This is a genomic window from Clostridium sp. AF35-15, assembly GCF_003477745.1.
Taxonomy (GTDB): Bacteria; Bacillota; Clostridia; order Lachnospirales; family Lachnospiraceae; genus Otoolea; species Otoolea fessa.
Genome location: NZ_QUDY01000001.1, coordinates 559532 through 581345 on the forward strand (window position 1 = coordinate 559532; position 21814 = coordinate 581345).

Genomic DNA, 21814 nt, shown 5'->3' on the forward strand with positions numbered 1-21814 from the left:
CTCTCTGCTCTTTTAGCATAGCAGAAAGCAATTCTTGATACTTCGTATGTATTGTGTTATAATTTTATAATACAACCTTTATACGCATTATTATTTGCGTTATTTTTGCTTTATATGCGTAATCAAGGCAGTTATCAAGGGCGATTTATATGAATCAGTATGCCTGCGCCATTACCGGCCACCGACCAACAAGATTTTGCTTTGGATATAATGAGGAAGATCCCCTATGCCAAAAATTAAAAGAATGTCTCCTGGAGCAGTTTCGGATACTTCATGACGAGAAATTTGTCCGTACTTTTTTTGTCGGCGGTGCTCTTGGTGTGGATATGTGGGCTGGAGAACAGCTGCTGACATTGAGGGCACAAACGGGATACGAAGATATTAAAATTGTCGTTGTAGTTCCCTTCATCGGTTATGACTCTAAATGGCCGGATCAGAGTAGACATAGATTGAAAAAGCTGATCCAAAACGCAAACGATTCCATTGTTATTTCACATTCTGCGGATGTTTCCAGTTATAAAAAAAGGAATTACTATATGGTCGATCATGCAGAGTACATCATCGGTGTGTTTGATAATCAGAAAAAGCTGCGCTCAGGTACAGCACAGACAGTCAACTATGCCTTGCATCAGGGAAAAGTAATCACTCTGATCCATCCAGACACTATGGAGATAACAGCCCCTGCGCCTTAACAAATTCACAAAAATTTTTCATTAGCATTTCCAACAAAATATTTTCATTGAAGGGGTGCTGTGATATAATAAAATATAAAACTACGCTCAGAACAAATGGTGCCGCTATGAACAAATATATTGGACAGCAATTTGCTGCTTTAAGATACGAAAAAAATATTTTGGTTGTTGAAGAAACTACATCTGCTGGTGGATGCGGCTCCTTCAACGCGGCTTCTTCATGTCCTGCGTCAGCCTGTCTTTATGACAGTGCGGCGTGGGGCTTTTTTATTGTCTGAAAAGAGGTGATCAAGCATGAGTTTGCCAAAGCGTGATGGCGTACATGACCGCTACTATCTGATCCACAAGCCGGACACTTCCCCGGAGGTGCTGGCGGAGGCGGATCTCTGCATTCAGGATGTGCTGAACGGAACCGCTCGTGAAAATCACTCCGCCTACCCGACCGTGGTGCGAAATCACAACGGGACACCCTTTCTTCCCAACCAGCTCCTGGAGCGGTATCTGTCCAAACTGCCTTTGAAGGGATTTCCCTATGAGGAAGCTGTTACATTCTGCGATGCCCTGCGGCGGTTGGTGGGCTGGCAGGAGATCTGCTATACATTGGAGAAATACATAGAAAAGCAGGTGCAGGAAAGGTATTTTGAGGCTGGAGAAAAAGAGGATGATTTTACGCCTTACCCGCCTTGTACTGTGTGGCCGGAGCTGCGGCCGGAGGATGTGGATGAAGGCCTGCTGCGCTTTGCCTGCTATGTGGCGATCTGCCATACGGTGTATGGGCAGAGTTTTGAATCCCTCACCACTGAACACATCCTTGGCCTGGTTTCCCAGATTCGTCCTGATATGGTAAAGGAACTGAAAACCAATGGCAGCGGCAAATTGCCGCCTAATATCCAAAAGCGGAAAACAAAGCACCTGACCGCCTCGGCTAACGACGCTTTCGCCACCATCCGCATTACCGCCAGAGACTGCGGCGAGGGGGCCTGTGAGGAGGCTCTCAGCTATCTGATTGAGATTTTGGAGCAGCCGGAGTTCCCCCGCAGCTACTCCATCGAGTTTCGCGGACCGGAGAAGATCCACCTGCCCATCCCCGGCCTGCCCAAGAAGGGTGTCCATCAGCTTTTTGCCTGTGCGGTGCGGTATCCCCGTCTCCATGTCCGGATGGAGAATTATGCTCGGCTGGCCATGCAGGAGGACGAGTGGTACAACAACCTCTCTGATGAGTCCTGCGCCATGCCTGGCACCTTTGCCGTGTTTGCCCTAGGACTGGACGGGCCGAAGTGGTGGCGGCTGGTGTGCGATTACCTGGATCGCTGTGATGACGAGCACTCCTCTTTGCAAGAAAAGTTTATTCACACCTTTTTTAAGAAGTACGGGTTCACTGCTCAGTCCCTGCCGGTGCTGGTCCACGGTGTCCAGTCCATGCAGAATCTGAAGCCCGCAAAGGAGTTCCGCACCCTGATCGCCAATGAGGAGAGCCTGGATGCGCTACTGGAGATCAAGGGGCATCTGGAATATTACCTGTCGGAAGAATCCGGCAGCAACAAAAGGGCGCTGGCCTACCTATGGCATGATGTTCTCTGGGCCATCTGGGGCACGACCTCCGAAAACGGAGGCAGCAAAGTCATCAAGACGGCGCCGAAGGAACTGAAAGAGAAATACCAGCAGGTATTTGCGTAAGGAGGCGTCCACTATGTGCGAGCACTGCCGAAACATTCAAACATGGAGAAAATTTGACGCCCCAAAGGACTATCTGGCCTGTATTGCTTACATTCAGCAGTTGGTGTCGGAGGGGGAATTTGAACTGATGCAAGAGGAATCCACCTGCCTACTGGAGAAGGTAAAGACAGAGGATGGCTGGGCGGATGAAATCATGGCCCACATGATCCGGTGCAAGCACTGCGGCCAGATCTTCACCTGTGTGGTCAACACCTGGCGAGGCAGCGGACACTTCAAAAAAGGCAAAGGATGACACGGAAAAGGCGGTGAAATGATGAATCAGGCAGAAAAAGCAGAGCTGCTGGAGCAGCTTGAGCAATGGAATAAGAAGGACGAGTATTCCCGGTGTATCCGGGCCATCGAAGCCATCCCGGAACAGGAGCGGGGCTATCTGCTGACCGTCAAGCTGAGTCGGGCTTACAGCAATCTGGCGGTGCTGGGAGATCATGGAGAGCATGGGACCGACGGTGAAGTGGGCGGGGATCTCATCCGACACGCCATTGAGCTGCTGGAGTCCGTCCGCGCCCAGGGTGAGAACGATCCCTACTGGAACGCCCGGATGGGCTATTCCTGCCTGATGGCATACCGTTCCGCCGCCTCCGCCTATGAATACGCCAAGCACTGGCTGGCCCTGGTCCCGGATGACCCAGCCGCCCAAAAACTGGTTCGGGACTGCGAGGAATATCTGGAGGAGGAAAAAGCTCTGGAGCTGGATTTAAAAGAGCGGGAGGAAATCATCCGAAAGGAAACTCCCGATGATGTAAAGGGGGGGATCTGTAAATGAACAGCGAACAGATCACAGCATTTTTACAAGAGCATTGGTACATTGCCTCGGTGCTCATCGGGGCCGTGATTTTGTTTGGAGCGATCCGCAACTGGAACTGGCTCTGCGACCCCACTGGTACGCGGGATGCGCATCGACACAGCAGAGGATACCGGCGTGTGGTTTTCTTTCTGCTGGGTGTCCTCTTGATTGTGGTGAGTATCTGGGGATTTGTGCTGAAATTGAAATAGGAGGAGAAAGACTATGATGACTGAGAAATATCCCACCTGGCTCATCGGCCATGTGAAAGAATGGGCGGAGAAGCGTTTGCCCACCGTGATACTTTGTTCCACCACCGGCAATGAACTGCTGGAGGTTTGGTATTACGGAGATCTGCTCACGGTGAAAGGAGAACCCCAATCCTATATCATAGATAGCGACGAGGCCCCCGGACTGGTGACAGCCCGTGACCCGGAGAGCGGCGAGGAGTTCGTCATCTTTGACGGTGGACGGCATGGCTACGACAATATGTTCTGCGATGAACATGATCCATCCGAGCTGGAGCACCGCCCCCTCAAGCGGTATGAGATCCCCGCCTCCAAGTTGGTGCTGGAGCTGGGGTACAGCATTGACTATGAGGACGAAAAAGAGAACTTTGAACCGGATGAGGCGGATACCGTGGAACTGATCAACGGTGAACGGATGCCGTGGGAGCAGGCCAAGCGGGACGGCATCGACTATATCGCCCTTTACTATGTGAACGAGAAAGGAAAACCAGTCCAGATCCTGGACGCAGAGCTGGCCTGAGTATACCGCAGCCAGATGACGGGATAAAGGAGGGCGACAGCGTGATCGGGACAGATGAAAACCGGGCGGTGCTCCATGTGGAGGTCATCTTCTGGAGCGGCAAACGAAAAATACCACCCAGCCTGGTCAGCGGAAAGTATTGTCCCCATTTTGTGGTCACAGGAACTACAGAATATTTGGGTGTATGCTTTCTGGACGGAACCGAGTGTACATTTGATACACCAGCTTTGGGAAATGCCCAACCCCTATATCCAGATACCATTGACTATGCCCCGCTGGAAAACAATGCGGAATTTTTGATCTATGAGGGAGCCAATGCCGTTGGCAAGGGCCGGGTGCTGGGCCGAACCGTTCCCTATAAAGTGAAACAACAACGAAAGTAGGTGCCTTATGTACCAAATTGCATATATTGGCCGCTGGGAGACCCTCCCGGAAACGGCTGCCGCCATTTGTGACTATGACACTTCCAAGCTGGAGGTACTGCTCCAGGGCGGTCTGGATTTAGATGACCCCATTCAGCTCAGCGAGTATATCAAACTCACACCACTGGAGATCGCGGTTTTTCGGAATGATGTGCCCATGATCCACTTCCTGCTGGAGCATGGAGCTGATCCCGGTCTGGCAGAGGAACAGCCCCTGCTGCTCACTGCCGCCCGCTGTTGTGGGCCGGAGGTGGTGGCGCTCTTTGCTGGACAGGCCGCAAAACTCAGCCCGAAGCAGAAAGAGCGGGCCTTTCAGGAAGTACGCTGGGGCAAGCGCCCGGAGAATATCCCGGTGCTGGAGCAGGCTGGGATCACAGTGGATAAGTTTGGCGGCGAGGCATTCCGGGCCGCTGTGTCCGAGGGCAATGCCAAACTTGCCCGACTGCTTCTGGAAAAAGGGGCAGACATCAATTACCACAAGCCGGACATGGTGTTCCCTTACGCCTCCACCCCTGTCACCGAGGCCGCCCGCTCCAACAATTTCTCCATGGTGCGCTGGCTGGTGGAACAGGGAGCCGACATCACCATTGCCGACAAATACGGCGACCGGCCTTACACCGTGGCGGTGCAGAACAAAAATCAGGAGCTGGCCGACTACTTAAAAGCCCTGGAACCGGAGGACTGGCACAACGAACAGGAAAAGGCCCGGCAGCTCATGCCATATAAACTGCCCGCCAAGTTGGTGGAATACTTGAAAACCGGCCCCCTGCGTTTGGAATTCCCGGAGCAGGAATGGGTGAAATGGGCGGAGCTGTACGCCTACATGGATGTGCAGGAGATGACCTGGAAACGGAAGAAGCTGCTCTCCCTCATGGCGGCCATGGACAATTACAGCGACTACCTGCTGCTGTGGAGCCCCAGGGACAAAAAGCTGTGGTATCTGGACATCGAGCATGAGGAATTCCACTCTCTGGCCAAATGGGATGACTTCATCGCAGATCCCGGCCGGTATCTGAACGGGATGATTGAGGGCGAGTTTGAGGAATAAGGAGAATGATCTATGTTTGAAGAATTTTATGAGATGTACGAGTCCGAGGAGCAGGAAGTGGTCGCTTTGATCAATCGCTGCATCGGGGGCGGATATAACAACAGGGGCAACTTTTGGGAAATGACCGTTGTGACGCTGGGCGTGGTATTTTGTGACACCGGCAAGGTCAGCACCAAAGAGGAGCGGCTGGAGTGGCCGGTCACCGATGAGGAGCGTCACAGCGAAAAGGGCTGGGAACGCTTTCAAAACGAGCAGATCTGCCGCCTGAAGATCCGCCGGATGAAAGAAGAATGGGCAAAGGATCTGGTGTCGTGGCCCTGGTGTATCTCCCAGGTGGTCAAGGCCCACGAGGACTGTCCGGAACTTCAAGCCGTTCTGGACGAGTACCACAAGCCGGTGGTGATCCAGGACCAGGTGCTGGGTGAACTGAAGCTGGACAAGGACTATGATACCTTCGAGGGAGAAATCCAGTGGTGCGGAAAGGATGTGCTCCTTTCTCTGGAGGTCAATGCTGAAAGCAAGCCCTCCTGGACCCGTGCCCGCAGTGCCGCCAAGAAGATGTTGGCTGATTGCGAAAACTGGGACAAAGCCATGCGGGAGCTTGCAGCAAAGGACCTGACCGAGTTGGCCAACAACTGGCTTTCTCAGGATGAGGAAAATCCCCGCAATCCGGAAACAGACCCTATCACAGAGGAAGAACTTGCCCGACGAATCAGCATGACGAGCCTGTCCGTCACCTCTGGCGGCAGCTTCACCGCCTGGTTTGACTGCGATGAGATGTTCACCGACCATGCGGTGACTGTCTACGGCTCCTTGAAAAAGGGCCTCAAAACTGCCAATATTGAGGGATTGAGGGGTAAGGAGACGCCTATGAAACTGCATGAGTACTGGCTTGGGCTGCATCCCCTTGATTGGGAATTTTGCTTTATGCCAGTGCAAACCTATAAAAACTTCATCACAGAGCAGTATCATAAAAACCCCGCTTTTTACAATATATCAGCGGGTTCTATTGAGAAGGTATTGGCACACATTGACGCCATTTTATCTGCGGCCATGGAGGATTGGAATAAGACCACGAACCATGCTGCCCTGCGTTGCCCCCCAATGATTTTTCCTCTCCCAAGGGGACAGGAGAGCAATGTAGCGGATTTTGCTGTCATTCTCAAAATGGATAATGACGGAGACACCGTAGTCTATTCGCCAATTCCATTACCCCATTTGGAAAACCAATAAGGAGGTGCAGAGATGAAACTGAACTGTAAACGCATTGATTTTACATATACCCCCGGCGAGGAGATCTTCGCCTTTCCCGATGAATCGGGACTACCCTTTATCTTCGATGTAGAGGAAGAACTGACCGGCGATCCTGCTGCCATGGATGCGGTGGGAAAAATGCTGGATGAGGCGGAAAAACTGGCAGAAAAGGCCAAAGCCGCCATCAAAGCGGCGCTGGCGGACGAGGACAGCCGCTACCATAGCGTTGTGACCTTTTTCATGGAGTTCCACCGAGACGAGGTAGGCCCGGATATTGCGGCGGAACTCTTTCCGGGAACCGACCCGGCCAAGCTGTCCTTTACTGAGATGGTGGACTTTTTGCGGCTCAAGCGGTTTGGCAGCCTGGTGGATAGCGAGATGAACCAGCAAGTTTTCATTCTGGATCTGTCCTTTAACTCGGAGATTACCGACGAACTGATGGTGATTTACTTTGATTTGAACAAGGAAATTTTCTGTATTACTTATGAGAGCTGAGGAAAGAGAGTTACCTATGGAAAAAGCGACTGCTGTTAATACCTGCTTAGGTGTTTTGAAGGGACGGGACTGCATCTATCTGGATCAGGTGAAACAGGATGGTCTGAACAACCTGACCTTTACGGGGGACATCAATGGCCATCTGATCTCTCAGCACAGGGACGAAAAAGACTGGTTTCCCTACACACTCACCTTCCGGCGGGTGCTGACCTATTTTGCCTGTGAATTGGACACCTATGAAAATCTGGCTGAAACGGGGCATCTGGATGGCAGTTCTTTTGATTTAATCGAGGATAGCACCTGGCTGAAGTCTTTGCCGGTGCGGGAGGACTTTAATAAAGACATCTATCGGCACTACCGGCTGTTTACATACGATGATGTTTACAACATCATTGCGGTTTCCTATGAGTTTGTGGCAGAGTTGTAAATGTCTGAAATCTGGTAATGGAGGTAACCACCATGATCAAAGAACGCATCCCCATCTCCGGTGATCTCAAAAGCAAGGTCAAGCAGCTGATGGAGTACGCCGGATGGCAGGAAGGGCGAAAAGTGGACATTTCCATTGCGGAGAAGTATTACGCCGATCATGGTGTCCCTATGATGAAGACTACCCAGCGGTTTTACCGCAAGTATTTCGGCCTGTGCTGTGAGTGGTATCTGGAGCAGAAAAAACTGAACTGGGCGGCTGACTTCCAATTCGCTCTGTTTCCTTACCTGGTCAACGGGATCAAAAACCATTTGGAAGAAGCCTATTTTCGGGATATGTCCGGCTGTGAACTGGCAGAGATCGAACAGGCTGCCGGTGAAAAATGCCAGCCTATCGGTCATATTGGCTACTACTACCCGGCGGAGGTCTGGATCTCCGAGTACGGGAAATTGTATGCGAAATATGAGTACCAGGATGAGATTGAGTGCTTTCCGGATGTGTTTGCCCTGATCGAACGGGAACTGCGGCAGTGCAAATTTGATTCCGCTGCCATGAAAACGGTTGAGGCACTGGACGGAAAACTATGAAACAGGACTTTACGATTTGGCGCAATCAAATATTGCAGAATCCTCGGGACATTTCACCGCTGAAATTCGGAATATCGCAGGATGAGGTCATAGAAATCTTCGGGAATCCCGATGCTGTTTCCACCATGAGAAGCAACGGGAAACCTTTGATCCTCAAATATTGTGACATTGAACTGCATTTCGATAGAAAGACCCCTCATGGGCTCTACTTAGTTTACAGCGACGATGAGATCGAGTTGAGCATGACTGCCGAGCACGAAGAAAGGAGCAATCCCTATGAAAGCATTTGACCCCAATTACAAACTGCTGGACGAGATGTATCAGGACAATTACTATCCTGCTTTTTTGGTAGACAAGGTAAAGGACGAGCTTCAGAAGGTCATCGACCTGCTGGAGAACGGCGAAACCGATACCGAAGTGGTGCAGGAAACGCTGGATGAGGCGGTCTGCGGCATCAATGATCTCCAGGAGGAGTTTGACGAGCACGACAGCGAGATCGAAACGGTGGCACGGGAATGTATCGCGGCAACCGTGGCCTACATTCTGGAGTGGTTTGGCATTCCCATTGATATGGAGGAGGCCATCCGAGAAAGGGACTGGTGAAAACAATGTCCATTGAAAATATGTTTGGCGACCTGGATAAGATCGACATTCTGGCAGAAACCAAAACGGGAGAAGTGGTAATGGTTTTGGTCTGCAATGGCTTTATTGACGGCTCCCCGGAAACGCAGAAGGCCCTGCTCGACAAGATGGAGGGCTATCTGAACCACACCCAGAGTGAGGAGTTTCAAAAGGAATATGGTGGCTGGCCCGTAATCTTGCGTGTGACCCTTGGCCGGGAGCCGGATGAGCACATCCTGGCCCTGCTCAGCAAGTGCCCTGCTTGGGCGGCGGACTATGGCGTAAAGCTGGAATTTGAAATTGGAGGAAAACAGGTTCGCATCGTAGAGAGCTGACCTATGCTCAAACCAAATCAACAGGAGGAAACTGATATGCCTACAACTGAATGGCTGAACAAATACGAAGCAATCAAGGATAAATTGACCTGTAAAGATGACTTGGAGGCCCATTTCACAGAGAAAGTGATTGGGAACATGGCGGTGGATGTGCTGGACATCGGCACCGTCCATTTCCCCACCGGGCAGATTTTCGCCTGTGATCCGCTGGTGGAACTGGAGGACACTCTGCCGTTCCTTCAAACGATCCCCGCCGGAACTTATCCCGTAAAAATCTGCGTGGTGCCCAGCGAACAATACGGCGACCGCTATGCCTGCGTCAAGGTGGAGGTTTCTCAGGAAAAGCCTGTCCGCTATGAGCTGGGAATGGTGGGCAACGAGGATCTGGACGAGGAACTGGGAGAGGACGAGTATTTTGGCTTTGGCGTAGACGCCGGGATGGGCTGTGTCGCGGACATCCAGACCCAGGCGGCCTTCAAGGCATACTGGGCCAAGCGTTTAGAAGAAGACCCGGACATCGACCCCTACAACGACCTGTTCTGCGATCTTATGGAAGAAAACGCCAAAGCCTACCCCAAATATCAGGGGGACTGCGGCGACTGGCTCAACTGGACAGTGCCGGGCACGGACTGCAACCTGCCCATCTTTGCCTCCGGCTGGGGGGATGGTTACTATCCTGTCTACTTCGGGTATGACGCCAAGGGCAAAATCTGCGCCGTGTATGTGCGGTTCATTGACATTGAAGCCAGTTATCGAGAGCAGGATTAAAAATGTGACAGAACAAAGGAGAACACTATGAAAGACCTTTGCCAATACGGAAACCGGCCGAAGGACGAATGGGAAATCTTGCCCTGGATACCTGACCCGCGTCCGCCCTTCAAAATCTGGGTGAAGCCGGAGCAGATTGCGCCATTCTTTCTCATTCCCCACCACCCCTATGCGCTCTCCCTTCTGCTGAAAATCAACAATGGATTCCGGACGGAAGTATTCCGTCGGCTGGGACTGATTGGCAACAGCGAGGACTGGGAGCGGCTTGCCCGGGGCGTGATCCAGGAGTTCGAGGAAAATAACAGCGGCGTGGATCTGTTTCACTTCGACTCCGACGAAGATGTGTTCTGCGTATACTCCCAATACATCGATGACCTGATGCTGTTGTCCAAAATGATCCGAGCGGCCTGTGACAATGAAAAAACGATGCGGACTTATCTGGGCAAAGGAGAGGTGGAACATGAGAAATAAGGAGCAGGAGTTCGTATGGCAAAAAGTAATAGAAGCCTGCATGGAGAATGTGAAACACCACTTCGATGACATCCAGCAGGCCATTGAGTTTGGCTGCTACATCCAGCCGGACAACTACTTTGTGTCCTACATCTTTGCCACCGATGCGCAATTAGAGACGGCGCGGCGGAGCGGACTGACGGAACAGATCAATTCCTATCACAGAGGGCAGCTGATAAAGCATCATTACCCCATTGAGGGAATCAAGGACTGCACCTTTGCCTCCCAGGAGGAATGTGACCGGGAATTTGGCGGGAATTGGTATTATTATTTCAAATGATACGATGAGGGAATCGAGATGATCGAGTACATCAAACTTTTTTGGGAGGGCGCACCGGAGGGAGAACCATTGGTGATCCTCTATGAAGTGGATACCGGAAATGAGCGGCTGGCCCTCCGCTCCATTGACATCTTTAGGGACGGCCGCACCCGCAACATACCCGACCTTTACGATGGAGCTATTGAAATCACGCCCGTCCCCACTGTGGAGGAACTGAACGCCCATGTCTGGGGCGAGGAATTCCACGCCTGCGTCATAGAGAAAGCGGAATTTGAGGCCATCTGGGAAAGCCACACCTATGATGGAGCGTTAAAGTAGCCAGGAGGAGACACTATGAACAAACCTATAAAAGCCAAAAATCTGCCGTTGTTCTCCATCATTGACCTGAACCAGCTGCGCCGGGAAAACCATCTGGAGGGCACAGAAGTGACAGACTTTTTCACGGCAAGGGATGGAAAAGTCTATCTTCTCATGGAACAGCCGTCCGAAACACAGGGTAAGGACTGGCTCAGCACTCCTTCCACCTATACCGCAGTGGAAATCCAGCTGGATTGGGCGGAACAGCGGGTGCTGGAAACGACGCTGTTTCCTCTTGGCCTCTTGAAGTTCCAGTTTCATTATTTGCGGCCCGCAGGTGATCACTTCCTCCTGCTGGGGGCAAGATGCGCCTATCGGGAAAACGGCCCCGACCAGAACGCCTGGATCGTCAGCCGGGACGGAGCTGTGCTGTCCCGTTTCTGCCTGGGGGATGGCATTCAAGACTGTGTGGTAAAAAAAGATGGCACCATCATTACCAGCTACTTTGACGAAGGTGTATTTGGTAATTACGGTTGGGATGAACCTCTGGGTGCTTGCGGCCTGATTGCATGGACATCGGAGGGAACTCCTCTCTGGAAGAATGAGAACTATTCCATCTATGACTGCTACGCCATCAGCCTGGACGAAGAAGAAAACCTGTGGTTTTATTATTACGATGAATTCCGGCTGGTGCGGACGAACTTCAAAGAGGACTTTGTATTTGAACTGCCAATCGAAGGAAGCGGAGCTTTTTCTGTTGCCCCGTCCGGCAATACCTTCCTGTTTCAAGGCGGATTCCAGCAACGGGATAAATTCTACTTCCTTACCGCTCATGGTGATCACCTTGGGAAAAAACAGGAGGCTATTCCCACCTGTGACGGAAACAAGGTCGCTGTGGAGCAGTGCAGCCTGCTTCGCAGCCGGATGTTGTTCCTTGGAAAAGATGGTGTGCTCTATGGAGGTATTTGGGGGAGCGATGGCCAATGAAACAGTCTGATATTTATACCGAGGCTCTGACCTGTCTGCGCTCCATCCTTCTGGCAGACCATCCAGAGTTCCAAAACTGGATCGACTGGTTGGAGCGGGACATTCAGGACTGGAACCAGCGGCGGGAGGTTGCCCACCATCTTCGGGCATACGGAGGTATGGGCTCGTTCAACGACCTGCCCAGTATGCGTGGAAATCACGACTATATTTTCGACTTTCTCAAGTCCGTGTGCTATGCCTTCGGCCATCTTTATGGCAAACGGGAAGGCATTTCTCCGGAGGCATTGATGGAGGAGTGCCTGCACGATGTAGAGCAGGCAGCCTATCACCCCCATAAGGCACTGAACCAAGCCATTGCCCAGCACTTGATGCAGGGCGATTTACAGGAAAACCTGGATAGGCTGTAGGAGGACTTGTTATGAACAAAAGACTATTCCGCACCCAATTCAATCAAATGGAAAACATCGAGAAGCAGGTGCTGATGGAGAGCCTGGCTGCCCGTTATGATATGACCTTTCTCGGTCTACATACTTTTGACCGCTGGGGCCAGAGCTGCACCACCGGCATCTTCAAGAAAGATGGTCGGGAGTTCGTCTTTGTCCCCGGCGATACCGTCACCCTGGGCTGGGAGCAGTTTGCCGTGGGATTGAATCAGGAGAGCCGGGAGGAATTGGAGTATCTGTTCCGAGAATGGGAAATGGAGCGGGACCCGGAGGAGATGATTCGGGAAAGCATGGCTCCTGTTCGGCAGGCGGCCATTGGACCCATGCTGGTGGGCCGGGAGCTGGAGGAAATTAACTGGGAGCCAGTCAAAATGGATGATCCCAGACTGACTGTCCACCCTGACTGGCTGAAGGAATTCCGTGATTTTGCCTGGAGTGACAGCAGCAGTCTTACCTTGCATCAGTCGGCCCGCATTGAGCGGACGGAAAAGGGCTTTCAGATCTGTATCTATAACCACACAGACTACGATGCGCTTCTTGCCATGCTGGAAAACAGGGGCTTCTCCCTGCCCACGGCGGACGAGTGGGCCTACCTGTGTGGCGGCGGGTGTCGGACCCTGTTTCCATGGGGAGATGGGTTAGACTACTCCATGCGTCTGCACTGGTTTGAGAACATGGATGAGGATGAGAACCGGCCCTATGACATGGAGGAGCCCAACTTCTTCGGCCTGTCCATCGCCTACGATCCCTATATGCGGGAAGTGGTGCAGGCTGATAGGCTTACCACCTGCGGCGGTGACGGCGGATGCAATATCTGCGGTGGGCTGGGCCCATTTCTCGGTTTCCTACCCTGTTCGCCCCACTGTAAGCCAGAAGTGCAGGAGGACAATGAACTAAACGGAGATTATGACTTTTATCGGCCTATCATTCGGTTGGAGAACTATGATTGACAATAGAAGCTTGATACGAAATAAAGAAAGAGAGGTGCCGACATGGGAGCATGGGGCATAAAAGCATTAGAGCGTGACGAAGGGTTGGATGTACTGGACATCCTCAAAAATGAATATGTACCGGAGCATCCGGTAATGGATCTGGGCGAGATGATCGAACTGATGAAAGAGGAAGTCATGCTGGGATCTGACTTCTCACAAATCGACTTCCTCTTTGACAATACTGCGATGGCTCTGGCGGAGCTGTATTTCCAATGGAAGGATAACAGCAAACTGGACTACGATCATGAAGAAGCTATATGGGATAAAGTCACCGGTTTCACAGCATCCAAAGAAGCCCTTGCTTTCCTGCTGCGGCAGCTCACCGACATCAAAAACGAGGTGCCGGACGAGGACGGCATCCGTGAGATTGTGGATCTTTGGAAGAACGAGGACAGCGGTGAGATCGCTCCTGCGTGGTTGGAACACTTGAATCAGCTCATTGATCGACTGGATTCAGAACAGGAGGCACGACAAATGTATATCAAAAAATACTGGGGCAACTTTATTGGCGGTTCCGATGACAGTCTGAACCTTGTGGCATTTTTGGAAGACCAGAAGAAAGAGGAGATCCCCCTCAGCGAGATATTTGCCAAGATTGGGCTGGACAAACAAAACTGGGACTTCCGCCAGACCGTGGAGTATCTGGAGTTTACACACTCCGATGGCGTGGAGATGGACTTCCACTTCGCCATTGATGTGGTCACTGATCTGGCCGCCATCCTGCTGGAGTGCAGCGTCAGCGGCAGTGTAAACCTTCAGGATCTGGACGAGTACAACACCCCTGCCCGCCGCATCCGCATCACCGTCACGCCAGAGGAGCATGACGCCATGAACAAGGCACTGGCGGATTTTGCCCAGAATCCGCTGGAATATGACCTCAGTGAGATGATGGACAACGAGGAGATCCAGGAGATGGCTCGGGATGTGGAGGCGCTGCGGAAGGAACTGTACGAGGCCGCTGGCCGCAACCGGGACTACCATGTGAAAGCGGAGGATGTGAAATCTCTGCTCCCTGACTGGAAGGGTGCCGATGGCTGCATCGCCACCAACCGCATCACAGTAGAGGGCCGCAAGGTGGGCTACTGCTACAGGGAGGAGCCGGACGGCGGCTGGGACAGCGGCTGGCGCTTTACCGCCGGTGATGAGAGCGACGAGTACATGGACGACCCTAACAACGCCGGGATCTACAAGCTGAACACGATCTGCAATGACGATCCCGACATCATCCCTTTGCTGAACACCCCCGCTCCCTGCGCCTTTGAGCGGGATGAAAATGGCGTGTTCCAGCAGATCAAAGACTGGAAACCAGATGAGGACGAGGAGGACCCTGATATGGATATTTTGAAGCAGTGCCAGAAGTGGCATGAGGAGGACAAACACCAGAAAATCGTTGACGCACTGGAGGCAATCTCTGCCGAGGAGCGTACCCCGGAAATGGATATGGAGCTGGCCCGCGCCTACAACAATCTGGCGGACTCCAGCGAGCCGGAGGGAAGGAAGCTGCTTCACCAGGCACTGGAACTGATGCAGTCCCATGAGGAGGAACTGGGAGATACTTATTCCTGGAATTTCCGTATGGGGTATGCCTATTATTATCTGGATCAGGAGGGCCGCGCTCTGCGGCATTTTGAAAAAGCTCTGGAACTGCATCCCGGTGATGATCCGAAGCTCAACACCCGACAGGACATGGAGGAACTAATTGACTCGTGCAAGAAGGGTATTTCTCTGCCGCAGTTCTGGGAGTGCTTCCGGGAGCGGACAGAGGACTGGTGGGAAACCTTTGCGGAAATGGAAGCAGAATTGCGCCAGATGATGGATGAGGACAAAGATCACACCCGCGGTGCCGAACTCGTGGCCCAAATGGAGGAAACCCTGAATTTGGTTTTTGACGAGATTTCCTTCGAGATGGGCTTCAACGGCGAAAAGCATGAGCTGATCCTCACCCCGGAGGGGGATAAGGTCAAACTGTTTGAGCTGGTCTACTTCCAGAAGCACGCCCCCAAGGAGGTGCTGGAGCACTGGAATATTCTTGTGGGCCGTCAGCCTTTCCAGAACATCGGCCTGCGTACTGAGGATGGCTGGGACATCTCCGGGGAGGATGTGCAGATCTGGCTGGAGGAACAGGGTGAAAACAGCTTCGCCATCTCCGCTTACTGTGAAAAGCTGCTGCCTAAGCTTCAAGAGGAAGAAGGCCGGGCCTGGTGGATGCTCACTACCCTCACCGACCAAGTGCTGGGCGAGATCTCCCACATGAGATACATAGACAGCTTTGATGTGCTGGAGGAACCCAAGGCAGAGCCGTCCTTCCTCCTGTCCCAGCTGCCCGACAAACTGCGGGAGCAGGGCCTGGAGCTCTCCACCGACCCGGAAGCCTATCTGGAGAGCTACCTTGGTTACAAAATGGAACCCAAACAGGACCCGGACGCCGATTGGCGGCTGGATGTAATGGCCGGTTCCACCTGCTGTGTGCCGCTCATCAACGGCTATCTGAATGCCGACAATGATTTTATGGACGATCTCCATGCCGACGGCGCGGTGGCGGGCTTCTTCTGCTATCCCCTGGATACCCTGCGGGAGGAGGAAGGCAGTCAGAAAATTTTCGACTTCCGGGACAAACTGGAGGAAGTGCTCACCGGCGGGGATGGTTCGGAAGTGCTCACTCTCACCGGCGGGGCTACCGGCCTCTACTGTGGCTATGTGGACTTCATCGCCTGGGACATCCAAGAGGCGCTGAACATGGCGAAAGAGTTCTTTGAAGGCACGGACATCCCATGGGCCATCTTCCACACCTTCCGCCGTGAAGCCGGTTCTGTACCCCTAAAGCAACAAGATGCTGGGTCAGAAACTGAGAATCAGGATGACGAGTTGGACGAGGCGCTGACGGGCATGGACTATATTCCTTATACCCAACAGAACGCCGAAGCATTCTTCGCTCAGTTGGAGCAGTGGAACGACGAAGACGAGTACACCCGCTGTATCCAGGCACTGAATGCCATCCCGGAGGACTGGAGGAACTATCGCACCGCCTACGCCTTGGCACGGGCGCTAGAAAACTACGCCATTATCGGGGACCATGACGAGGGCACCCCTCGCTATAAGGGAGACAAGGCCCTGTGCCGCGCCATCGAGGTGCTGGAGTCCGTCCGGGAGGAAGGCCAGGACAAGGCGGAGTGGAATATGCGGATGGCCTACGGCTATCAGTATCTCTATGGTCAGGAGGAAAAGGCCATTCCCTACGCCCAGCGGTGGGCAGAGTTGGACCCGGAGGACGAAAATGCCTCGGCGGTGATTCAGGAGTGTAAGGCGGAGATCCGGAAACGCCAGCGCAGCCGGAAGAAGGCCAAATTCGTGCCCGGTGATACTCCATTTGAGGGCTTCGACCTCACCAACTTCTGGGATGATAATTGGTATGCGCTGAAAGAGTATGTCAGCGATCCGCCTTCCGATGAGCTGATCGCCAGCGTGGAGGAGGAACTGGGCTATAAGCTGCCCGCCGCCTATATCTGGCTGATGAAGCAGCACAACGGCGGCATTCCGGTGAATACCTGCTATCCCTGCGATGAGCCGACCTGTTGGGCAGAAGACCATGTGGCCATCACCGGCATTTTCGGCATCGGGCGGGAAAAGAGCTGCTCCCTCTGCGGAGAGCTGGGAAGCCAGTTTATGATCGATGAGTGGGAGTATCCTGCCATCGGAGTGGCCATCTGCGACTGTCCCAGCGCCGGACACGATATGATCTTCCTGGACTACCGGGTTTGTGGCCCCCAGGGAGAGCCTGCGGTAGTCCATGTGGATCAGGAAAACGACTACAAGATTACCCATCTGGCAGACAGCTTTGAGGAATTTGTCCGCGGACTGGAGCATGAATCCCTCTATGATCCGGATGAAGATGTAGAGGATCTTGAGGATGATGCCGACGAGGAGAAAACTGACCGTAAGGGCTCCTTTGCCGGGTCTGTGCTCCTCTCCAAAGCGGAATGGAACAAGGAGCAGTTGATCCGGAATCTACGGGAAGAATGGGGCATCGTAGATGAGGAGCCGGATGAGGGCGACGAAGATGATGAGAACAGCGATGACGCTGTGGTAATGCGGGTCGGCGGCATGATGCTGATCGTGACACTCTTCCACGGTCACATCCCGGACAATGAAGCGGAGATCAACGCCGAAAACAACTATATGTGGCCAGAGGCCGTAGAGGTGGCCAAAGCGCACAAGGCCCATATCGTGGTGGCTGTATTGGGCGAGGAGGAAAAACTGCTGGAACGGGGTAAGCTGTTCACTAAGGCGATGGCAGTGTGCTGCAAGCAGAAATATGCCACCGGTGTCTACACCAGCGGCGTGGTATTTGAGCCTCGTTTCTATGAGGGCCTTGCCGATATGCTCAAAGAGGACGAACTGCCCATCTTCAACTGGGTTTGGTTCGGCCTGTACCGGAGCGAGGGGGGCCTAAACGGCTACACCTACGGCATGGATGTGTTTGGCAAGGAGGAAATGGAGGTGTTGAACACCGACGCTGAGCCGGAGGAACTGCGGGACTTTTTGGCCAGCCTTGCCTCCTATGTGCTGGCGTGTGATGTGACACTGCAAGACGGCGAGACCATCGGTTTTTCTGCGGACGATAAGCACACCATCACCCGCAGCCCCGGCGTCTCCCTGCCGGAGGAACAGATGACCCTGAAGATCGGTTACGAGCCTATAAAGGGAGATCCGGAGGATGACAGCTGCGACCACTCAGACAATGATGACACGCAGGATGAGGAAGAATTCAGTAATCCCGAAGTCTACACCGAGGAGGAGATGGAAGCCGTCGAGGGGCACATTGAGCAGTATTTCGGCAAGTTCGAGAATGTGTTCCATGAGCTGGTTTCTCCCGACATCCATGTGGACATCTGCGTGGTGCCGCCCTCTGAGGAGCGGGACTACTGCACCCTGGTCACCATGGGCATGGGCGCTCACCGGATGAATGTGCCGGAGGAACTGGCGGAATATAAGCTGGAGCGGGCGGAGCTGGCCATTGCCCTGCCTGCGGACTGGAAGCTGGATCAGGAGTCCATGAAAGACGAAAAGTGGTACTGGCCCATCCGCCTGCTGAAATCCTTGGCCCGCCTTCCCATTGCCAGCGATACCTGGCTGGGCTTCGGCCATACCATGGACAATGAGGAGGATTTTGCAAAGGACACAAAGCTGTGCGCCGCCATTCTGACTGGTCCCCAGGATACCGAAGATGGCAGCGAGGTCTGCATCCTGCCGAGTGGCGAGGAGGTCAACTTCTATCAGGTGATTCCTCTCTACCGGGATGAATTGGAATATAAGCTGGCCCATGACGCGGACGCCCTGCTGGGCAAAATGAACGGCATCAGCTTTGTGGTGGAGCCTGATCGCCAGGATGCAATCACCCGTGGCACCCTTTCCAATGATGATTTTGACGGTGAGATGGACGATGCTTCCTATCATATCGAGAGCATTGAGGAGAAGGAACTGCCTATTGACCCCATCAATGCTTATAACCACATGGCCATCTACCTGCGCTGGTGTATGGAGCACGACCTGATGGGCGAGGACTTCTTGAAAGAATACAGCGAAGTGACCAAACAGGTCAAAGCTGATCCTGCCAATGTGGATCTGAGGGAGTTTATCCGGGATGAGCTGGACGGCTGTCTGTTCTCTGTGCTGTTCAATCAGCAAGGCCGTGCCTTTGCAGGCTATTACTACGGAGAGGGCGACAGCCCCTACTATCCTGCCGATGTTGACGACAACGCCCTCCGCTTCTTCGGCCCGGAGCGGTATCACTCCGATGAGTTCCAGGATGAAGCCTACCTGTTCATCCCCTTTGACGAGGACTACTATCAGGCTATGGCAGAGGTGATCGAGGAACGCTTCACCAACTGGCAAGGACAGGACTTCGACGGGGACACGCTGGAGCCTTCCGAGGTGGCTCAGGCCATCATGGAGTATCTGGACTGCGAGTGTACCTATTTCCCATCCATGGCAGATGATGACCCCATCATGTCGGCATACAGCTACGCCCAGCGGCTGGGGGTACGGGAGGGCTTTGTTCCCGTGCTTATCCAGGCGGATGATGAAACGCTGTTGGAGTGTCTGGTAATGAACGCCGATTCGGAGCATGACGCGGACTTCTATGAATTTGACCTCAAAACCGTAACGGAGTACCGGAAGAAGGTGCTCTCCGCTCCCATCAAGGACGGAAAGGCGATTTTGGAGGAATTGACCGGCCAGCGCAAGGAAGAAGCCGAGGACGATGATCTGGACTGGGATGAGGAAGTCCTGGGCGAGATGGAGGGCGGAGAACCCAACGACCGCTTCGCAAACTATTGGAACGATGATACCGGAATGACATATCCGCTCATTCTGGCTAAAATTCCGGTAAAGAATCCCTGGGAGATCTTCGCCTACCTGCCCTTTGGAAATTGGAATGAGTGCCCCGACACGCCGGACCTGATGGCAGTGGCGAAATACTGGTTCGAGCAGCATGGTGCCATCCCTGCCGCCATGAGCCACGATGAATTGGAGTTTGAACTTCCGACTCCGATCTCCAAGGAAAGAGCTATGGAAGTGGCTGTGGAGCAATATGGCTTCTGCCCAGATCTGAATCAGAATGAGGATGGAAGCATTGGCTCCTTGGCAGATGTCCTGTGGCAGTCCACTGTCTGGTATTTCTGGTGGGATTGATGGGAGGTGCGACCAATGACAGAATATCAGAAAACCTATATCGAACTAAAAAAACAGTTTGTTGCGACCAATGAAGGTCCGGACAGTGTCCGCGCTCTATATACCTTCAAGGAAGAACTTGAGCAGAGTGAGGATCAGCAGGCCAAGGAAGTGCTGGTGGATGTATATGACCTGCTGGACTTTAAGAAGGACGCCTACGAACTGCTCTGCCAAATCGGAAATCGTTCCGATAAAAAGACCCTCAAGCGGCTGGGCACGCTGAAGGACTATGCGGAAAACTGGGGCAATCATTATGCTCTCCCCAAGCCCAAAACGCCGGAGGAAAAGCAGAAAGAAAAGGAACGGCAGGCCCAGCTGGGCCTGCCCGCCTTCCGGTATCACCCAAACCCTCTGGAAACTGGGGCTTTTGAGGAATCCGCAGACGGCGTTGTCTGCGACTGCTGCGGCAAGACGACCCATATTTTCTATACAGGCCCCTTTTACGCTGTGGAGGATATTGAGTATCTGTGCCCGGAGTGTATCTCCAGTGGCGAAGCAGCCCGGAAATATGACGGCTGCTTCCAGGACGATTGCTCTCTGGATAATGGTGTAGACGATCCGAAGAAGCTGGACGAGCTCATCCACCGAACTCCCGGCTACTCCGGTTGGCAGCAGGAATACTGGCGCGCCCACTGTGGCGACTACTGCGCCTACCTGGGCCATGTGGGTGCCAGAGAACTGCGGGCCCTGGGTGTGCTGGAGGAGGTACTGGACGATCCGATGTGGGACGATGAGCAAAAAGAAATGATCCGGGAATCTGTCAATGGCGGGCATCTGCAATGCTATCTGTTCCAGTGCCTCCACTGCGGAAAACACCTGGTCTGGATGGATTTTGATTGAAAAGGAGACATTACTATGGGACTTGACATCTACGCCGGGACGCTGACCCGGTACTATTCTCACAACTGGAAAACTGTTGTGCAGCAGTGGGCGGAGGAAAACGGATACTCTTTCAACCGCATCACCCCGGACGGGGAACCTGCTGATAACGAGGAAGAAATGTCCCCGGCTGAGGTCCAGGCGGCGGTGGAGAACTGGCGGGATCAGATCTTGAGCGCCATTTCTCAGCCGGGCCAGCCCCCCTACGCTCCCTGGCTTGAAGATAATGAGAAACCTTATTACACCGACAAGCCGGATTGGGATGCCTTCGGCGCTATGCTGCTGGTGGCCGCCTGTCGTACATACGAGGAACCGGTGCCTTCCACCGTGGAGAAGGACTGGATCTTCGGGGAGCATCCTCTGGTCGCCCGCCTTGCATCAGATGAGGAGCGGGTGTGGTCCTTGTTTCGTGGGGCTACCTGGTGGCTCCCTCTTTCTGACAGCTTTCTGTTCCAAGGGTCCTTGCCTACCGATGACACCGCCGCTATCGCCACCTTGGGCGGACTGCGGAAGGAGCTGGAAAAGCTGAACCAGCTGGCATGGCAGGCCGATGAGGACACCATCCTTGGCTGGGCAGACACGGAGGGATACCCGGTAGATGGAACCGTAGACTCAGATGGACAGTACAGCAAGGCAGACATCCCGGAACACACCCAGTATGACACCCAATCCCTGGCCAAGTTCGCCTTCTCCATGTTCTGGCGGGCCATGCGGTTTGCCGAGGAACAGCAGGTGCCTATCCTGCTTGATTATTAAGGAGGA

25 protein-coding genes and 1 pseudogene are annotated in these 21814 nt (G+C 53.3%); all 26 read left to right on the forward strand.

From position 1 onward, the window contains the following. Positions 1-149 precede the first annotated feature (149 nt). A complete protein-coding gene (locus DWZ76_RS02715) occupies positions 150-692 on the forward strand; it encodes an SLOG family protein (RefSeq protein ID WP_118471729.1) in 543 nt (180 codons plus the stop codon). A 107-nt stretch (positions 693-799) separates the two neighbouring features. Beyond that, positions 800-970, forward strand: coding sequence for a hypothetical protein (locus tag DWZ76_RS15010; protein ID WP_166434156.1), 171 nt, complete (start codon positions 800-802; stop codon positions 968-970). A gap of 16 nt (positions 971-986) precedes the next feature. Then, a complete protein-coding gene (locus DWZ76_RS02720; RefSeq protein ID WP_117451347.1) occupies positions 987-2369 on the forward strand; it encodes a DUF6138 family protein in 1383 nt (460 codons plus the stop codon). Positions 2370-2382: 13 nt separating this feature from the next. After that, positions 2383-2661: a hypothetical protein gene (locus tag DWZ76_RS02725; protein ID WP_117451345.1), complete on the forward strand. Its 279-nt coding sequence runs from the start codon at positions 2383-2385 to the stop codon at positions 2659-2661. A gap of 18 nt (positions 2662-2679) precedes the next feature. After that, a complete protein-coding gene (locus DWZ76_RS02730; RefSeq protein WP_243017755.1) occupies positions 2680-3192 on the forward strand; it encodes a hypothetical protein in 513 nt (170 codons plus the stop codon). Further along, positions 3189-3422 (forward strand): immunity 17 family protein, encoded by a 234-nt coding sequence (locus tag DWZ76_RS02735; RefSeq protein ID WP_006773021.1) that lies wholly within the window; start codon positions 3189-3191, stop codon positions 3420-3422. The genes DWZ76_RS02730 and DWZ76_RS02735 overlap by 4 nt, the downstream gene beginning before the upstream one ends. Before the next feature lie 13 nt (positions 3423-3435). Beyond that, positions 3436-3978 (forward strand): hypothetical protein, encoded by a 543-nt coding sequence (locus DWZ76_RS02740; RefSeq protein ID WP_006773020.1) that lies wholly within the window; start codon positions 3436-3438, stop codon positions 3976-3978. Positions 3979-4019: 41 nt separating this feature from the next. Continuing rightward, entirely contained in the window at positions 4020-4361 is a 342-nt protein-coding gene (locus DWZ76_RS02745; protein WP_006773019.1) for a hypothetical protein, read from the forward strand. 7 nt (positions 4362-4368) lie between these two features. Continuing rightward, positions 4369-5448, forward strand: coding sequence for an ankyrin repeat domain-containing protein (locus DWZ76_RS02750; protein WP_117484449.1), 1080 nt, complete (start codon positions 4369-4371; stop codon positions 5446-5448). Between the two features lie 12 nt (positions 5449-5460). Further along, positions 5461-6297 (forward strand): annotated as a pseudogene (locus tag DWZ76_RS02755) (DUF2262 domain-containing protein); the annotation flags it as partial. A 396-nt stretch (positions 6298-6693) separates the two neighbouring features. Then, complete coding sequence (locus DWZ76_RS02765) at positions 6694-7197, forward strand: DUF2004 domain-containing protein (RefSeq protein WP_118471731.1); 504 nt, start codon at positions 6694-6696, stop codon at positions 7195-7197. A 16-nt stretch (positions 7198-7213) separates the two neighbouring features. Further along, a complete protein-coding gene (locus DWZ76_RS02770; RefSeq protein WP_243017756.1) occupies positions 7214-7624 on the forward strand; it encodes a hypothetical protein in 411 nt (136 codons plus the stop codon). 32 nt (positions 7625-7656) lie between these two features. Further along, positions 7657-8211 (forward strand): SUKH-3 domain-containing protein, encoded by a 555-nt coding sequence (locus tag DWZ76_RS02775; protein ID WP_117451334.1) that lies wholly within the window; start codon positions 7657-7659, stop codon positions 8209-8211. Next, positions 8208-8501, forward strand: a complete 294-nt coding sequence (locus DWZ76_RS02780) for a hypothetical protein (protein ID WP_117484454.1) — start codon at positions 8208-8210, stop codon at positions 8499-8501. The genes DWZ76_RS02775 and DWZ76_RS02780 overlap by 4 nt, the downstream gene beginning before the upstream one ends. Then, on the forward strand, positions 8488-8814 hold the full coding sequence (locus DWZ76_RS02785) for a DUF5713 family protein (RefSeq protein WP_117484455.1): 327 nt from the start codon (positions 8488-8490) through the stop codon (positions 8812-8814). The genes DWZ76_RS02780 and DWZ76_RS02785 overlap by 14 nt, the downstream gene beginning before the upstream one ends. Further along, entirely contained in the window at positions 8811-9167 is a 357-nt protein-coding gene (locus DWZ76_RS02790; protein ID WP_147353122.1) for a hypothetical protein, read from the forward strand. The genes DWZ76_RS02785 and DWZ76_RS02790 overlap by 4 nt, the downstream gene beginning before the upstream one ends. A gap of 3 nt (positions 9168-9170) precedes the next feature. Then, positions 9171-9935: a DUF4241 domain-containing protein gene (locus DWZ76_RS02795; protein ID WP_243017757.1), complete on the forward strand. Its 765-nt coding sequence runs from the start codon at positions 9171-9173 to the stop codon at positions 9933-9935. 27 nt (positions 9936-9962) lie between these two features. After that, on the forward strand, positions 9963-10406 hold the full coding sequence (locus tag DWZ76_RS02800; RefSeq protein ID WP_117484457.1) for an Imm51 family immunity protein: 444 nt from the start codon (positions 9963-9965) through the stop codon (positions 10404-10406). Next, positions 10396-10725: a hypothetical protein gene (locus tag DWZ76_RS02805; RefSeq protein ID WP_117484458.1), complete on the forward strand. Its 330-nt coding sequence runs from the start codon at positions 10396-10398 to the stop codon at positions 10723-10725. Before DWZ76_RS02800 ends, DWZ76_RS02805 begins: the two co-directional genes overlap by 11 nt. Before the next feature lie 18 nt (positions 10726-10743). Next, positions 10744-11043 (forward strand): hypothetical protein, encoded by a 300-nt coding sequence (locus DWZ76_RS02810; RefSeq protein WP_117484459.1) that lies wholly within the window; start codon positions 10744-10746, stop codon positions 11041-11043. 15 nt (positions 11044-11058) lie between these two features. Then, complete coding sequence (locus DWZ76_RS02815) at positions 11059-12009, forward strand: hypothetical protein (RefSeq protein ID WP_118471733.1); 951 nt, start codon at positions 11059-11061, stop codon at positions 12007-12009. Next, positions 12006-12416, forward strand: coding sequence for a hypothetical protein (locus tag DWZ76_RS02820; protein ID WP_002588992.1), 411 nt, complete (start codon positions 12006-12008; stop codon positions 12414-12416). The genes DWZ76_RS02815 and DWZ76_RS02820 overlap by 4 nt, the downstream gene beginning before the upstream one ends. Before the next feature lie 11 nt (positions 12417-12427). After that, positions 12428-13402: a hypothetical protein gene (locus DWZ76_RS02825; protein ID WP_002588993.1), complete on the forward strand. Its 975-nt coding sequence runs from the start codon at positions 12428-12430 to the stop codon at positions 13400-13402. A gap of 42 nt (positions 13403-13444) precedes the next feature. Continuing rightward, positions 13445-20134: a DUF2185 domain-containing protein gene (locus tag DWZ76_RS02830; protein WP_118471735.1), complete on the forward strand. Its 6690-nt coding sequence runs from the start codon at positions 13445-13447 to the stop codon at positions 20132-20134. Between the two features lie 15 nt (positions 20135-20149). Further along, on the forward strand, positions 20150-21013 hold the full coding sequence (locus DWZ76_RS02835; protein ID WP_118471737.1) for a CbrC family protein: 864 nt from the start codon (positions 20150-20152) through the stop codon (positions 21011-21013). A gap of 15 nt (positions 21014-21028) precedes the next feature. Beyond that, positions 21029-21808 carry a hypothetical protein gene (locus DWZ76_RS02840; protein WP_002576912.1) on the forward strand — a complete coding sequence of 260 codons (780 nt, stop codon included), beginning with the start codon at positions 21029-21031 and terminating at the stop codon, positions 21806-21808. Positions 21809-21814 lie beyond the last annotated feature (6 nt).

What these genes read in the sequence shown, in the direction of transcription:
- DWZ76_RS02780 (WP_117484454.1), top strand. Translation starts at nt 8,208, where the DNA reads ATGAAACAGGACTTTACGATTTGGCGCAATCAAATATTGCAGAATCCT.
- DWZ76_RS02795 (WP_243017757.1), top strand. Translation starts at nt 9,171, where the DNA reads ATGCTCAAACCAAATCAACAGGAGGAAACTGATATGCCTACAACTGAA.
- DWZ76_RS02820 (WP_002588992.1), top strand. Translation starts at nt 12,006, where the DNA reads ATGAAACAGTCTGATATTTATACCGAGGCTCTGACCTGTCTGCGCTCC.
- DWZ76_RS02775 (WP_117451334.1), top strand. Translation starts at nt 7,657, where the DNA reads ATGATCAAAGAACGCATCCCCATCTCCGGTGATCTCAAAAGCAAGGTC.
- DWZ76_RS02715 (WP_118471729.1), top strand. Translation starts at nt 150, where the DNA reads ATGAATCAGTATGCCTGCGCCATTACCGGCCACCGACCAACAAGATTT.
- DWZ76_RS02770 (WP_243017756.1), top strand. Translation starts at nt 7,214, where the DNA reads ATGGAAAAAGCGACTGCTGTTAATACCTGCTTAGGTGTTTTGAAGGGA.
- DWZ76_RS02735 (WP_006773021.1), top strand. Translation starts at nt 3,189, where the DNA reads ATGAACAGCGAACAGATCACAGCATTTTTACAAGAGCATTGGTACATT.
- DWZ76_RS02805 (WP_117484458.1), top strand. Translation starts at nt 10,396, where the DNA reads ATGAGAAATAAGGAGCAGGAGTTCGTATGGCAAAAAGTAATAGAAGCC.
- DWZ76_RS02750 (WP_117484449.1), top strand. Translation starts at nt 4,369, where the DNA reads ATGTACCAAATTGCATATATTGGCCGCTGGGAGACCCTCCCGGAAACG.
- DWZ76_RS02720 (WP_117451347.1), top strand. Translation starts at nt 987, where the DNA reads ATGAGTTTGCCAAAGCGTGATGGCGTACATGACCGCTACTATCTGATC.
- DWZ76_RS02725 (WP_117451345.1), top strand. Translation starts at nt 2,383, where the DNA reads ATGTGCGAGCACTGCCGAAACATTCAAACATGGAGAAAATTTGACGCC.
- DWZ76_RS02765 (WP_118471731.1), top strand. Translation starts at nt 6,694, where the DNA reads ATGAAACTGAACTGTAAACGCATTGATTTTACATATACCCCCGGCGAG.
- DWZ76_RS02835 (WP_118471737.1), top strand. Translation starts at nt 20,150, where the DNA reads ATGACAGAATATCAGAAAACCTATATCGAACTAAAAAAACAGTTTGTT.
- DWZ76_RS02810 (WP_117484459.1), top strand. Translation starts at nt 10,744, where the DNA reads ATGATCGAGTACATCAAACTTTTTTGGGAGGGCGCACCGGAGGGAGAA.
- DWZ76_RS02840 (WP_002576912.1), top strand. Translation starts at nt 21,029, where the DNA reads ATGGGACTTGACATCTACGCCGGGACGCTGACCCGGTACTATTCTCAC.
- DWZ76_RS02730 (WP_243017755.1), top strand. Translation starts at nt 2,680, where the DNA reads ATGATGAATCAGGCAGAAAAAGCAGAGCTGCTGGAGCAGCTTGAGCAA.
- DWZ76_RS02825 (WP_002588993.1), top strand. Translation starts at nt 12,428, where the DNA reads ATGAACAAAAGACTATTCCGCACCCAATTCAATCAAATGGAAAACATC.
- DWZ76_RS15010 (WP_166434156.1), top strand. Translation starts at nt 800, where the DNA reads ATGAACAAATATATTGGACAGCAATTTGCTGCTTTAAGATACGAAAAA.
- DWZ76_RS02740 (WP_006773020.1), top strand. Translation starts at nt 3,436, where the DNA reads ATGATGACTGAGAAATATCCCACCTGGCTCATCGGCCATGTGAAAGAA.
- DWZ76_RS02830 (WP_118471735.1), top strand. Translation starts at nt 13,445, where the DNA reads ATGGGAGCATGGGGCATAAAAGCATTAGAGCGTGACGAAGGGTTGGAT.
- DWZ76_RS02815 (WP_118471733.1), top strand. Translation starts at nt 11,059, where the DNA reads ATGAACAAACCTATAAAAGCCAAAAATCTGCCGTTGTTCTCCATCATT.
- DWZ76_RS02800 (WP_117484457.1), top strand. Translation starts at nt 9,963, where the DNA reads ATGAAAGACCTTTGCCAATACGGAAACCGGCCGAAGGACGAATGGGAA.
- DWZ76_RS02785 (WP_117484455.1), top strand. Translation starts at nt 8,488, where the DNA reads ATGAAAGCATTTGACCCCAATTACAAACTGCTGGACGAGATGTATCAG.